Genomic DNA, 13154 nt, shown 5'->3' with positions numbered 1-13154 from the left:
AAACGGGAGCCGCAGCGAGAGATGTTCCCCCACCACGGCTCATGGTTTTGATTACTGGTTCAGCCAGACGGTCCAGCCTGCCACCCAGTCAGCAGAGGAGCCCGATACCGCACCGATGAAGGTGGTGGCATCGAAGAAGCTGTCTACCGCTGTGACATCCGTTGCGGTTGCGCCAGCTTCAGTAGAACCGTTGATGTAGTTCTTGTAAGAAGCCGCACCGCTTTGCGTTGTCAGGGTGTGGGCTGCAACAAAGTTGTTGCTCTGGTTCAGGAACCAAGTTTCCAGATCAAACACGTTACCGTCGTCAGCGAAGGTGCTTGCGCAGCTTTCCGCCAGCAGCGTTGATTGCATGGTCAGGTCACCAGTCAGGTCAGTTGCGCTTGTGCCGGATACCGCGAACGTAGCGTCCTGGTCGATATCGAGGCAGGCATCGCCAAAGTCCGCAACAACAGTGTTGTAGATGTTGCCCGCTGTACCTTCCCGAAGCAGGATCCCGATGTCGCTCTCGCCGCCAGCTTCGCCCGCGCCAATGATTGTGGCGTTGGAGATTTGCGGATGAGCGCGAGGCAGGAAGTCGTTGCCGTCGCCGAAGTTATCAGCTTCGATGCCTTGGTCAGTTGCAGGCTGGTTCGGGTTCTGTACGATAACGAGGTATTGAACCTTACCGCGCCAACCTTGTGTCCAGTCGAGGCTGTCATCATCAGAGCCGGTAATCACGAGGTGTTTTGCGTTAACCGTACCACCGAAGAATTCGATACCGTCATCTGCACCGTTGTGGACGTTTACATAATCAACTTCAGTGCCGGAGCCTACGCCCTGGAATGCGATGGAGTTCAGCTCGTCATCACCCGTGATCGGGTTACCAGCGTAAACAACGCGGGTGTAGAAGATCTGGCCACTGTCGTCGGCATCATCAACACCGCCGTAAAGACCGCTATCGCCCTCGCCTTCAGCTTCACATGTACCGGAACCGTTACAGGTGTTGATGGAAGCGCGACCGTTGATCACGATACCGCCCCAGAGGGAAGTGTCGGTGTCGAGGTTACGGGTGTCAGGGTCGATCGCCGTAAAGGTAACCGGCGCGTCTTTTGTACCGTTCGAGTTGATTTTTGAACCGCGAGAGATGATGAGGTAGCTCTCAAGGTCTGCGCCCATAACTGTTACGCCAGGCTCGATGGTCAGCGTTGCTGCGTCACCTGTGGACAGTGGTGCGTCTGGGTCAGGGCCCATATCGACACCGAAGGTCACTTTGCCATCAAGCACATAATCAAGGCCTGACACAAGGCGAAGGTCGCTTGTATAGGTACCTGAAAGCACACACTGGCCGTCTGTGTTTTCAGAAGTGCCTGTCGGACATTCCGGATCAGGGTTCAGACCATATGTCCAGCCCAGGGTCCAGTTATCTGAACCGTCGGAGCTTTTCACTGCACCTGCATAATCAGTCGCATCGAAGAAGCTGTCGATTGCGCTGACGTCTGTGCCAACAACTGCGTTTTCAGCAGAGCCGTTGATAAAGCCGTTAGACAGCGTGGTTGTACCAACAACGTTGTTCGACTGGTTTGTGAAATATGTTTCCAGGTCGAAATTGTTGCCATCATCCTTGAACACAGACGCACAACCACTGTCGAGCAATGTGCTCTGGATCGTCAGATTGCCCGTGAGGTTGGTGGCGCTTGAGCCCGCGTTGGTGAAGGTTGCGTCCTGGTCGATGTCAAGGCACGCATCACCAAAATCGGATACCACAGTGTTATAGATATTTGCGCCGGTGCCTTCACGAAGCAGCATGCCGATATCGCTCTCGCCGCTCTGGCTTTGCGAACCAACGATGGTGAAGTTGGCAAGGCGTGGTTTTGCGCGTGGCAGGAAGTCGTTACCATCGCCAAAGTTATCAGCCTCGATACCCTGGTCAGAAGCGGGCTGATTAGGGTTCTGCATGATGATCACATGCTGGGCTTTACCGCGCCAGCCTTGTGTCCAGTCAAAACCGTCATCGTCAGACCCTGTAACAACAAGGTGCTTGATTTGTGCTGTACCACCGAAAAACTCGATACCATCATCCGCACCGTTGTGGATGTTGATGTAATCAAGCTCTGTACCGGAACCAACACCCTGAAGCGCGAGCGAGTTCAGCTCATCGTCACCAGTGATGGGGTTGCCTGCGTATTTGATCTGCACATATTTCATTGTGCCGCTATCGTCGGTATCGTCGCTGCCGCCATAAAGGCCGCTGTCGCCCTCGCCTTCGGCTTCACACACACCGTCACCGTTACAGGTGTTGATGGTTGCTTTACCGTTGAGGATCAGACCGCCCCACTCGGAAGTGAAAGGCTCGGTCAGGGCGGAGCCTGAGTGACCGCCGCGTGGTGTAAGCCCAAGCGCGGATGCGTAACCGAGGTCAAGGCCCGATGTAAAGATAATGGGTTCGCTTTGCGAGCCAACAGCTTCAATTTTTGAACCACGTGAGATCACGAGAAGGTCGGTTTGCGTCGCGCCATAGACGCGCGTACCGGCTTCAATTGTCAGGGTAGCTGCGTCACCGGCGGCGGCTGAGCCGTCTGCGCCAGTGTCAACACCAACAACCACTTTACCCGAAAGCTGGTAGATGTTGTCGGAAGTAAGGGTCAGGTTTTCGGTGATTGTACCTGAAAGCCGGCAATGATCCTGACTGCCAACCGTTACGGTTTCTGTGCCTTCCGGGCACTCACCGTCACCTGGATCTGTCGGATCAGTCGGATCAGTCGGATCAGGTGGGTTGCCAGTGCCCGGGTTCGGGCCTGAATTGCCCGGAGAGGCAAGCTCTGTACTATCGTCACCACAAGCAACCAGTGCCAGTGAGGCCACGGCTGCGAGAAGCGTATTCTTTAAAATCTGAAGGTTTGTCATTGTATTCCCCGTACGACGCCTAAGATGTCGCTTGAAAAATTGGTGCAAGCGAAATGGCCAACGTATTGCTGTCAGCTCACGGGAAATGATCGGTAATCTGGATGTGTTTCAGTTTGTTTGCAGTTATTTGACCATTGGTGTCACATAACGATTTGACCCATAAGCAGGGCCCTCAAAACGCCATTTGTGGCATATTTGCAGCGTTTTATATATTTATGCGATTAAAATACAACCATGTTAGCCAAAGCCCCAAACAGAGGTAAGGCCCAAAAGGCATCTGTTCAGCCCTTTCATGACGCTTTCCTGCAATCGATTTTATAAGGATTGCGCCGAGTCCGGCCATGCTTGCAATAAACAGAATTGGGGGTAATCCGACCCACCCGACCCACGCGCCGGCGCCAGCGAGAAATTTGGCATCCCCCATGCCGATCCCGGCCCGGCCGCGCAAGCGCCTGTAGGCGAGGTCAAGCAACACGATAAAGGCGAACCCGACCACAGCGCCAATGAGGTGCGCGACCATATCGCCGCCCAAAGCATAAGTGCCCATAAAGCCAGTTATCAGGAGGGATGCGTTCAAAAGATTGGGCAGGCGGAAGCTGTGCCAGTCATAAAGCGCGAGCGCATAGAGGTTGGCATATAACACGAAGGATACCATCACAGGCGCGCGTGAAAACATGAGCGCCACCAGCGGCACCAAGAACACCACCGCCACAATGATATGAGCCGTCTCCACTTTACGCACGGCCTACCCCTTCCCAAAACTCGAACCCAGTCAGGCACGACCCTAGGGAGCAATAACGCATGGGGTCAATAGAAACGATGGCCGGGGTTGTGGTCACCGGAGCTCTGATCACCGATGTTGTGATATCTGGGATGGCTCATGGAGCCACCTCCCCCGCGCTGTGTGTGAGACGCGGCGGGAGAGGTGGGAATGAAACCAAAGTCCTCTTAGGCCCAGACCCGGGTTTCAATTGAGTAGATCACAGATCACAGCCGCGCGGGATACGGCAGGGCCATCACATGACCCTGCGGCTCTGCTAGCCGGTGCTCCCCGGACCAATCGTACATGGCTGGTAATTGTTGGGGGCATAGCACCCCCAACCCATCAGACCTTATTCAACACCCGGATTTATTCAACACCTAGGCGGTCAAGTGCCGTTTTTGCGATCGTCTTCACGCGGCGTGGTTCGCCGTTCATCAGAAGCGCATAGGGATTGTCGTTACCGGAAAGAATTTCACGGTACATGGCAACAGCCTGATCCTTGCGGCCGGTTGTTGAATAAACGAACGCGAGATTAAGTTTCGCGAAAACCTGGTCTTCATCTGCGACATCCGCACCGAGAAGCGCTGCTTCTGCTTTGCTCCAGTCGCCTTCTTGCAGTTCTGATTTGGCGTAGCCGTCAATTGCTGATGGCTGCATCTCATCCGCGAATCGTGGCGCCTCAGCGGTCGCACATGCGGTCAAAACTGTAACACTGATAATTGCACCGAAAGATCCAAAACGCATACTGGCCTCCTCTTGGCAAATCTTCCTATTATGGACACGTTTGTTACAAATTAATGTACCACCACGCAGTAGATGTACCCAAACAGGATTTAACGTTTTGAAGCCATTGGATTAATTTTTTTTGGTGTTAGGAGGGAAAATATTACTGTTTAGATTCAATGTTTTACCAAAAATTACCTGATTCGCAGACTAGCGTATGAATTTTTTATGACAGTGTCAGAAAAAGGCGGATTTGTCACCCTTTTCCACCTACAGAGAGCGTGTAAGCGGCTTTTGTGACGATCATCAAGACATGGCTCAAGAGCTTGCTGCGAGATGTTTTTGACCAGTTTTCGGGATCATAGATGACACGTTCGTTTCACCGGTTTTTAGCTCCTGTTGCCACTGCCACTCTTGCCGCGTTTTGCCTTCTCACGGCCCCAGCGCATGCGGGGGCTAGCATTGTACCTGGCAATATGGCGAAAGCCGAGTGCAACACCGGTGAGAGCGACCTTCTTGCATCCCTTTCCGCCCGCCCATCTTCCAGCCGTCTCACGGCACCAGCGGATGCAGCGCATGATTTTGTGCGCTTCTCAGGCGCCAGCAAAAACCTGTCCCTCCTCCTTTTGCATGATGTAAAAAACGACACTTATGTGCGCGTCGCCATCAAGCGGTACGGCTTTGCCCATGTGCAAGACACGGTCGTTCGTGCCATCAAAAAGGCGCAAGCCAGCTACGGCACACGCTGGAGCGACATGCTGGCCAGCATTTATGACGAGCGTTTCGAGGATAGTGAGCTCAAATCCATCCTCCGGGAAAAAGAATCGTCCCCGCATTTCATCAAGCTGCTGAGCGAGCAAGATAATATCGCAACTGACGTTCGCGAAAAGGGCGAAGCTATCCTCGCATCCGCCCGCGCCCAGGTCATGGAAACATTGAGCAGCGATCTCAAAATCTAACCTTCCCTCCCTACCCCAAGAAGCTTGTCAAAACCGCAGGCTGTTATAAGCTCTCCCTCGCATGAGAGGGGAGCAATCCATGTTCAAGACAATCATCACCGGTAGCCTTTTCGCGCTTTCAGGCGCACTCGCGGCAAGTGAGCCAATCACCACACTGATCTCCGAGCCTGAGCTCAAAGCTGTCTCTGAAGAAATCTCGGGCGTTAAAGCCAAGCGCAACCTTGATACCATCACGCTTTACCACCGCATGCGCGCGAGCGACGGCTTCAACAAGGCCGCAAGCTTCGTCGCGGATGAGCTTGGCTCATACGGCTATGACACGGTGCACACCTTCACCTATGCGGCAGACGGCCAAACCATGTATGGCACGCAAAAATCCCGCCTTGCCTGGCAGGTTGATTTTGCCGAACTGTGGGAGTTGAGCGAAAACCGTAATGGCGAATGGGCCAAGACCCGCCGCCTGGCCGACTGGTCTGCCCGCCCGCTTACCCTCGCACTAGACAGCGACAGCGCCAATGTAACCGCAGACCTGATAGACATTGGCGCGGGCACAAGTGTGGCTGATTATGAAGGCAAGGACGTTAAGGGCAAGATTGTGCTCACCTCCAGCCAACCGGGGGCGGTTGAAACCCTTGCGGTGAAAGAACGTGGTGCCGTGGGCATCCTCTCCTATGCGGCGAACCAGAAATCAGCCTGGTGGCAGCTTGATGACAGCCTTGTGCGCTGGGGCCATCTCAGCACTTTCCGCGATTTTGATACCTTCGCTTTCATGACCACACTGGGTGAGGCACGCGAACTTAAAGCCCGCTTGAAAGCAGGCGAGCGTATCCGTTTCCATGCCAAGGTTGAGGCCCGCCGTGAACCCGGTGAATACCGTATCGTCAGCGCCACCCTGCCCGGCAGCGACCCTGCACTCAAAAACGAAGAGATCGTCTTTTCCTGCCATCTGGACCACCCCCGCCCTGGCGCTAACGATAACGCCAGCGGTTGTGTCTCCATCCTTGAGGCGGCGCGGAGCTTAAAGCGGCTGGTTGCAGACGGCAGTGTGCCTGCACCAAAACGCACCATCCGCTTCATCTGGCCGTCAGAGATTGAAGCAACGCTCATTTGGCTGAACGCGGAAGCGGATATCGCCAAAAACATTCGCCACGTTATCCATATGGATATGGTGGGCGGCAGCCCCGTGACCAAAGCAGTGTTCCGCACCTCGCGCGGGCCCAAAAGTGCGATTGATGCATCTGGTGACGTGCTGGAAGCCATCACAGATTTTGTAAACGCCAACACGCTTGATTACGCCAGCGGTATCCCCACCGCCTTCCCGCTCGCATCAGCGGAAGGGAGGCGCGAACCGCTTCTCGCGCAAAAAGAATGGCTGTCCATGGGCAGCGACCATGATGTTTTTGCCTCCGGCAGTTGGGGCATTCCCATCAGCTATCTGCACGACTGGCCAGACCGCTATATCCACACAACGAAGGACATGGCCGCCAACATCGATCCCACCAAGCTGAAACGCGCCGGTTTTATCGGGCTTACGCAAGCGCTGATACTGGCCTCCCTTGGCGATGAAGATGCTGCCGCGCTTTCCACCATGGTGGAAGCAGGTATGATCCGCCGTGCGGGTGAGCTGCTAAGCAGCCAAAACAGTAGCACAGATATTGTGCGGGCATCGAAGGCGCGCGGCCATTTCGCCGCCGAAGCACAATTGATTGATAGCCTTCACGGCTACGCTCCCGGTGCCGACACAAACGACCTGCGTGCAAAACGTAAAGCGCTGATGGCCATGCTGAATGTTACCGAAACCGCCGTTGGTGGCACCGTTTATCATCACGGCACTGAAGTGAAGGGCACCATGAACGGCTTTGGGTATAGTTACATCAGCGACAAGCTTGGTGAGGAAGAACTATCCAAGCTCAGCCTGCTCAAGGAGCCGTCAGGGCGCGCAAAATCATATGAAGCGCTTAATCTCGTGAACGGCAAACGAGCGCTCAGTGAAATACATGACATGCTGGTGGCCCAGTTCGGCCCCATAAGCCTTGAAGCGCTGACCGAGTATTTCAGGGCACTCGAAAGCTTGAATGTCTTGAGCGAAAATTAGGACGAAAAATGTGGCAATCCAAAACCGGGTTGCCGCACTCCCTTGTCGTCAGACCTGGCCCGCCATCGCGGTGCTAACGAGCCATCCTGTATAACCGACAAAGCAGGTTAGAAGGAAAGCACCTTCAAAACGGTTGATGCGCCCGCCACCACTACCAAAGCCGTATCCCAGCACAAAGAGGACAAGTGTCAGGAAGCCCATTACTGGCAGGTCACGCAACAGCACAACACTGTCCACTTCAATCGCGTGGATTGACCCGGCGATGCCGGTTACAGCCAGTGTATTGAAAAGGTTGGACCCGATCACATTACCGAAGGCGATTTCATGGTCCCCTTTACGCGCCGCAATAACGGACGACGCAAGCTCTGGCAGTGATGTACCAATGGCGACAACCGTAAGCCCTATCACCACGTCGCTAACGCCCAGCGCACCTGCGATCTCAACCGCACCCCACACCAGCGCCTGTGAACTGAGCACGAGGAACAGCAGGCCAATAAGCAACCGGATAAGGGGTTGTGTAATGGTGCCTTCGGGTTTGCACAGCGTATGGTCCACGCTCAGGCCAAAGCTGTCCCGCTTTTGTTTGCCGCCTTCGCGCACAGACCAGATGGTCAGACCTATGAAAACAGCCAGAAGAGCCAGCGCATCATAAAAACCAATCACCCGGTCCAGCATCAAGAGCACAACAAGACCGGTTGCGATCGCAAGGATTGGCAGTTCTTTTTTAAGCACGCCAGAATGCACCCCTAGCGGTCGGATGACCGCGGTGATGCCAAGGATAAGCGCAATGTTGGTGATGTTGGAGCCAAAAGCGTTACCAAGCGCGAGGCCCGGGTTGCCCTGCCCGGCAGAAAGGCCAGACACCACCATCTCAGGCGCCGAAGTACCAAAGCCTATAACCAACATGCCAATAAGAAGGGGCGGCATACCGAAGCGCTGCGCAACAGACTTGGCGCCATCAATGAAAAGGCCTGCACTCCAGACAAGCGCAACAAGGCCAGTAATCACGGCTAACGTTGGTAACAACACACAACAACCCTTTAAAACAGGACCCGCGAAAGCGGTTTTTGGCGGCGGCGGCCAAACTGGCGCCTAGGCTATATATTGGTAACGTGCGGGGTTTTTCCAGTGGCAAAAGCTGGCATTATTATGGCCCGCACGGCGTCGCCCGCGCGGGCTTCCTATCTTATACGACGGAAACGCGCAATCAGTTGCGCGGTGAAACCATGATGGTGAGCTTGACCTTTGAGCCGCGCTCGATCCGGATCGTTGCAACACGGGTTGGCTTCTGGAATGTGAGCAGGATATCGTCATCCTGCATTTCGCTGATAAGGCCCCAGCCCTCTTGCGGCATATGGTCCTTGAAATAGTCGGCCACCTTCATCTGGTCGGCCTTCACTTTCGCGAGGATCTTGCCATAAGCATTGGAGCCGTTACCCAGGATAAGCGAATCTTCCGTATCAACCTCAGCGCCAGCTGGCATTGCCACGTCGCCAATTGATTTCCCGTTTTTCAGAATCTGGTTTTCCGTAGTTTTCTTTGAAGACTTTTGCGCGGCCTGCGCAGACGAGAACTCTGCTGACACGCCGCTAAGGCCCATCACCAATACAAGCATCAAAGCCTGAAATTTCCTTCGGATCATGATATCCTCCCCTTCTTCTCAAGCGATCTGCCTTCTCTTCCTACACGCACGGAGGGGCAGATGCACCGCTTTTCATTTCCAGTTGTAGTAACACACCATTCTCGGCACAACTTTAAAAATGGGCTGAAGCCTTCATTAAGCTGTGATAGGGGAGAATATACCAATATCGGGGATGACCATACTCCTCATCTTGTGCACCGGGGGTACCATGAAACGCGCGATTATCGATCTTCATCTCGACCCTAGGGTTTATACCATCGCCAATTTTCTCGATGGGCCTGAATGTCGACACCTGATTGCCCGCGCCAAAACAGAAGAGATGAAACGCGCAACCGTGTCTGGCGAAACAGACGGTGTTATCTCGGATGGCCGCACCAATGATGTGTGCTGGCTTGACCATACCGGCGACCCGGCCTGCAAACGCATCGCACATAAAGTCTCTGGCCTTGTGGGCATGCCGCTGAGCCACGCAGAAAAATTCCAGATCATCCGCTACGGTGTTGGCGCGCAATATAAACCGCACTTTGATTCTTTTGACCCCACCACGTCGGCGGGGGAGAGAAACATGAAAGGCGGCGGGCAGCGCCTGATCACCGTGCTTGGTTACCTGAACGTGGTGCCTAAAGGCGGCGCGACTGAATTTCCAAAACTGAATATCAGCGTACCGGCGGAAATGGGCAAGCTGCTCGTATTCCATAATTGCCTGCCAGGCACGACAGACAGACACCCGCTTTCACTGCACGCCGGGCGGCCGGTGGAAGAAGGCGAAAAATGGGCGTTCAATCTTTGGTTCCGCGAAGGCAAACGCGAATACTGAGCCCTCACCGTCCTGTCATATTTCACGATTAAAACGTTTGAAAGTTCAAGCATTGCTGGCTTAGAGGCTGAGGCGGCGGGATAACAATATTACGTTTTAGAGGAAGATAGTTTTCATTTCATTGTCAGCGCTGTCAATTTTTTGTAACAGTCAGTCGCGTTAAATACAGAAATGCTTGATCCGCAGATAAGATATCGGCTATATGGCAACGTTGTCATTTGCGGAAATTAAAGAGTTTGGAAAAAAACATGTTCACTTATTCGTTCGGGAAAGAAAGCCTTGAAGCTCAGGTTGAAGTGCTGGGGCTAACTGCCGCCTATGAGGCCAACCTTGCAAAAGCTGTGGCGCACGCCAGGGCATTGGCGGCTGATGGCCTGCTGCCTTTTGCGCGCCAAGCCTCAAACGGCCCGGACATGGGGCCCATTGCCGCCGCATCGGCCCGTATCACCGCAAGCTGTGATGACCTGATCGTGCTTGGCACCGGTGGTTCCAGTCTCGGCGCGCAGGCCGCTATTGCCCTCGCCCGGTTTAACAAGGGTAAAGTGCGCATCCACACACCTGACAGCCTGTGCCCGTTTGAGATGGACCTCTTGTTCCGCGAGCTCAACCCCCGCCGCACCCATGTGCTTGCCGTCTCCAAATCCGGCACCACCGCTGAAACGCTGGCGCAGCTTCTTGCCTGCCGTTCCTGGATTGAAAGCGGTGAGCATGCGGAAAACCTTGGCGATCATTTCACTTTCGTGACCGAACCGGGAGAGCGCCCCTTGCGCACCTATGGTGAAAAGCTCGGCTCCCCGATCCTTGACCACCCGACAGACGTTGGCGGGCGCTTCAGTGTGCTCACCAATGTGGGCATGCTGCCTGTGGCGGTCAGCGGTCTTTCTGTTGAGGCCTTCCGCAAGGGCGCTGAGGAAGTGTGCGAAGATTTCATGACCAACCCAGAGACGGCCACAGCCGTTGTGGGTGCCGCGCTCACACAAACGTTGAGTGAACACAAAGGCATCACCCAGGTGTTGATCATGCCGTACGCGGAAAGCTTGCGCGCCTTCACCCGTTGGCATGGCCAGCTGTGGGCGGAAAGCTTGGGCAAAGACGGCCTTGGCACCACACCTGTACGTGCCGTCGGCCCTGTGGACCAGCACAGCCAGCTTCAGCTGTTCCTTGATGGCCCCAACGACAAATTCTGCACCTTCATCACCATCCCGAGCTTTGGCAAAGGCCCACGCATCGACCCTGATGAGGCGAAAGCTTACGGCCTCGACTATATGGCGGGCCGTACCATCGGTGACACGGTAACGTGCCAAAGCCGCGCAACGCAGGAAACCCTGCGCGCGAAAGACCGCACTGTGCGTGAGATTGTGATTGATGCGCTATCAGAAGAAAATTTGGGTGGCCTTTTTGTCTCCTTCATGCTTGAAACTGTGGTAACGGCGCACCTGATGGGTATTAACGCCTTTGACCAGCCAGCGGTTGAAGAAGGCAAGATACTCACACGCCAATATTTGAATGAGTTGGAAATTTAACAGGATTTTTTAATGAACGCTCCGATCAAAAAGATCGTCCTGCCGGTTGCGGGTCTTGGCACTCGCTTCCTGCCTGCAACAAAAGCTATCCCCAAGGAGATGCTGCCGGTTCTTGACCGTCCGCTGATCCAGTACGCGGTTGAGGAAGCGCTTGAGGCTGGTATTGAGGACATCATTCTGGTCACGGGCCGCAACAAGCAGGTGATGGAAGACCATTTCGATCACGCTTATGAGCTTGAGAAAATCCTGCAAGAGAAAGGCAAAGAGGAAGCGCTGGAAATCTCGCGCTCCATGCTGCTCGACGAAGGGCGCATTTCCTATGTGCGGCAGATGCGGCCCCTGGGCCTTGGCCACGCTATCTGGTGTGCACGCAAGCTTGTGAACGGCCACCCCTTCGCGGTTGCCTTGCCCGACGATTTGATCAAGGGCAAACCCGGCGCTCTGAAACAAATGGTGCAAGCCTATAGTGAGCTTGGCGGTAATATCATTGCCACCATGAATGTTGCCAAGGAAGACACCTCCAAATACGGGGTGATCACACCTGGCACGCGTAAGGGCAATGTTATCGAGGTTCAGGGACTGGTGGAAAAACCGCACCCTGAAGATGCTCCGTCCACGCAAGCCGTTGTTGGGCGTTATATCCTGCAACCTGAAGTGATGGATTTTCTGGAAGAAAAGCGCGTTGGCCAGGGTGGTGAGATCCAGCTGACAGACGCGATGGCGCAACTGATCGGCAAACAGCCCTTCCATGCACTTGAATTTGAAGGCCGGCGTTTTGACTGTGGCTCCAAAATCGGCTGGCTGATGGCCAACCTTTCCATGGCGTCAGAAGACCCTCACCTTGCCAGCAAGCTCAAAGAGCTGATCACATTTCAATAGAGCTGGTTAGTCAGCGGGGCTGTTCAGGGTTTTGATGCCGGGGGCGCGGGTTCCTGCCCTGCACGAAAGCGCGCAAGCGCCTCGCGCTTCATTTCCTCTAGGCGACCGCTTGTCTTCGCAAGGATGACCCTTTTTTCAAGATGCCCGCGAATAGTTTCAAAGCACGGCGAACGCCTTGAAATAGCGAGATAAACCCCTTCTGTGGGTTCCTCCAGCACATCAACCTTGAGGGCCGGGTCTTCAAGGATATTGAAATCCCGCCGCACAAGGCCTGAGAATTCCCCCACCAGAATATAATCCAGCCGCTCAGCCTTTAGCATGGCGAACAATAACCGCACGTGTGGCGCGCGGATAACATTCAGGTTTTTCAGCTCACCTTCAACAAAATCACCCCGGCTATCTCCCTGGGCGGCACCACCATAGAGCCCCTCAAGCTGCCTCAAGTGGCTTATCTCAAGTCCCAATGCAGCGCGGGAGACCACCGCTGTGCGTTCAGCGCCATAAGGACCAATAAAATGCATGGTTTCGCTGCGTTCATCGGTTTTGTATAGCGCCGTGAGCACATCAATTTCGCCCGCCGCACCCCGCGCCAGAGACCGGTTCCATGAACTGGTTTTGACAGAGGTCACCTTGATGTCCATACCTTCAAGGGCGCGCCGCACAAAAGAAACGCCAACGCCGTCAACCTCCGGGCCGGGTTCATTATACCAGACAAAGGGCGGATAACTTTCAGGGCCAGCCACGCGCACCTGCGTACAGACAGCGTCCTGCGCGGCACTCAAGGGCGCAACAACCAAGCAAAGCATGGCACTCAAGAGTGTATAACGGAATTGCCGCAATCTGCGGTGCATATGAACCTCACCATCCCCC

The 13154-nt window shown here is 54.6% G+C and carries 11 protein-coding genes; 5 read left to right on the top strand and 6 right to left on the bottom strand.

Features of this window, described 5'->3' with window-relative positions; all coding sequences use genetic code 11:
* Positions 1-51: 51 nt before the first annotated feature.
* The 3 genes from ACOOGA_RS14380 to ACOOGA_RS14370 all read right to left on the bottom strand — a co-directional run bounded on the left by ACOOGA_RS14380 (position 52) and on the right by ACOOGA_RS14370 (position 4390).
* A complete protein-coding gene (locus tag ACOOGA_RS14380) occupies positions 52-2883 on the bottom strand; it encodes a hypothetical protein (protein ID WP_417461639.1) in 2832 nt (943 codons plus the stop codon).
* Between the two features lie 205 nt (positions 2884-3088).
* A complete protein-coding gene (locus tag ACOOGA_RS14375; protein WP_417461640.1) occupies positions 3089-3625 on the bottom strand; it encodes a prepilin peptidase in 537 nt (178 codons plus the stop codon).
* A gap of 387 nt (positions 3626-4012) precedes the next feature.
* A complete protein-coding gene (locus ACOOGA_RS14370) occupies positions 4013-4390 on the bottom strand; it encodes a tetratricopeptide repeat protein (protein ID WP_417461641.1) in 378 nt (125 codons plus the stop codon).
* A 344-nt stretch (positions 4391-4734) separates the two neighbouring features.
* Between ACOOGA_RS14370 and ACOOGA_RS14365 the strand changes: the two genes are divergently transcribed.
* Both ACOOGA_RS14365 and ACOOGA_RS14360 read left to right on the top strand, forming a co-directional pair.
* The gene (locus ACOOGA_RS14365) at positions 4735-5328 is read left to right on the top strand and encodes a hypothetical protein (protein ID WP_420428917.1); all 594 of its coding nucleotides are present in this window, start codon (positions 4735-4737) and stop codon (positions 5326-5328) included.
* A gap of 79 nt (positions 5329-5407) precedes the next feature.
* Entirely contained in the window at positions 5408-7423 is a 2016-nt protein-coding gene (locus tag ACOOGA_RS14360) for a DUF4910 domain-containing protein (protein ID WP_420428915.1), read from the top strand.
* 48 nt (positions 7424-7471) lie between these two features.
* Here the strand turns inward: ACOOGA_RS14360 and ACOOGA_RS14355 are convergent, their stop codons facing one another.
* Complete coding sequence (locus ACOOGA_RS14355) at positions 7472-8452, bottom strand: calcium/sodium antiporter (RefSeq protein ID WP_420428913.1); 981 nt, start codon at positions 8450-8452, stop codon at positions 7472-7474.
* Between the two features lie 178 nt (positions 8453-8630).
* Positions 8631-9065, bottom strand: coding sequence for a hypothetical protein (locus ACOOGA_RS14350; RefSeq protein ID WP_420428911.1), 435 nt, complete (start codon positions 9063-9065; stop codon positions 8631-8633).
* Positions 9066-9273: 208 nt separating this feature from the next.
* On the opposite strand from ACOOGA_RS14350, the gene ACOOGA_RS14345 reads away from it, so the two are divergent.
* The 3 genes from ACOOGA_RS14345 (at position 9274) to galU (ending at position 12284) form a co-directional block, all read left to right on the top strand.
* Positions 9274-9882, top strand: a complete 609-nt coding sequence (locus ACOOGA_RS14345) for a 2OG-Fe(II) oxygenase (protein WP_420428909.1) — start codon at positions 9274-9276, stop codon at positions 9880-9882.
* Between the two features lie 248 nt (positions 9883-10130).
* Positions 10131-11405, top strand: coding sequence for a glucose-6-phosphate isomerase (locus tag ACOOGA_RS14340; protein ID WP_420428907.1), 1275 nt, complete (start codon positions 10131-10133; stop codon positions 11403-11405).
* 12 nt (positions 11406-11417) lie between these two features.
* Positions 11418-12284: a UTP--glucose-1-phosphate uridylyltransferase GalU gene (gene galU / locus ACOOGA_RS14335; protein ID WP_417461648.1), complete on the top strand. Its 867-nt coding sequence runs from the start codon at positions 11418-11420 to the stop codon at positions 12282-12284.
* 23 nt (positions 12285-12307) lie between these two features.
* Here the strand turns inward: galU and ACOOGA_RS14330 are convergent, their stop codons facing one another.
* The gene (locus ACOOGA_RS14330; protein ID WP_417461649.1) at positions 12308-13135 is read right to left on the bottom strand and encodes a substrate-binding periplasmic protein; all 828 of its coding nucleotides are present in this window, start codon (positions 13133-13135) and stop codon (positions 12308-12310) included.
* Positions 13136-13154 lie beyond the last annotated feature (19 nt).

This window comes from Kordiimonas sp., from assembly GCF_965216265.1.
In the GTDB taxonomy this organism is placed as follows: domain Bacteria; phylum Pseudomonadota; class Alphaproteobacteria; order Sphingomonadales; family Kordiimonadaceae; genus Kordiimonas.
The sequence above is the reverse complement of the archived record's forward strand: the minus strand, read 5'-3'. Positions and strand labels throughout refer to the sequence as shown.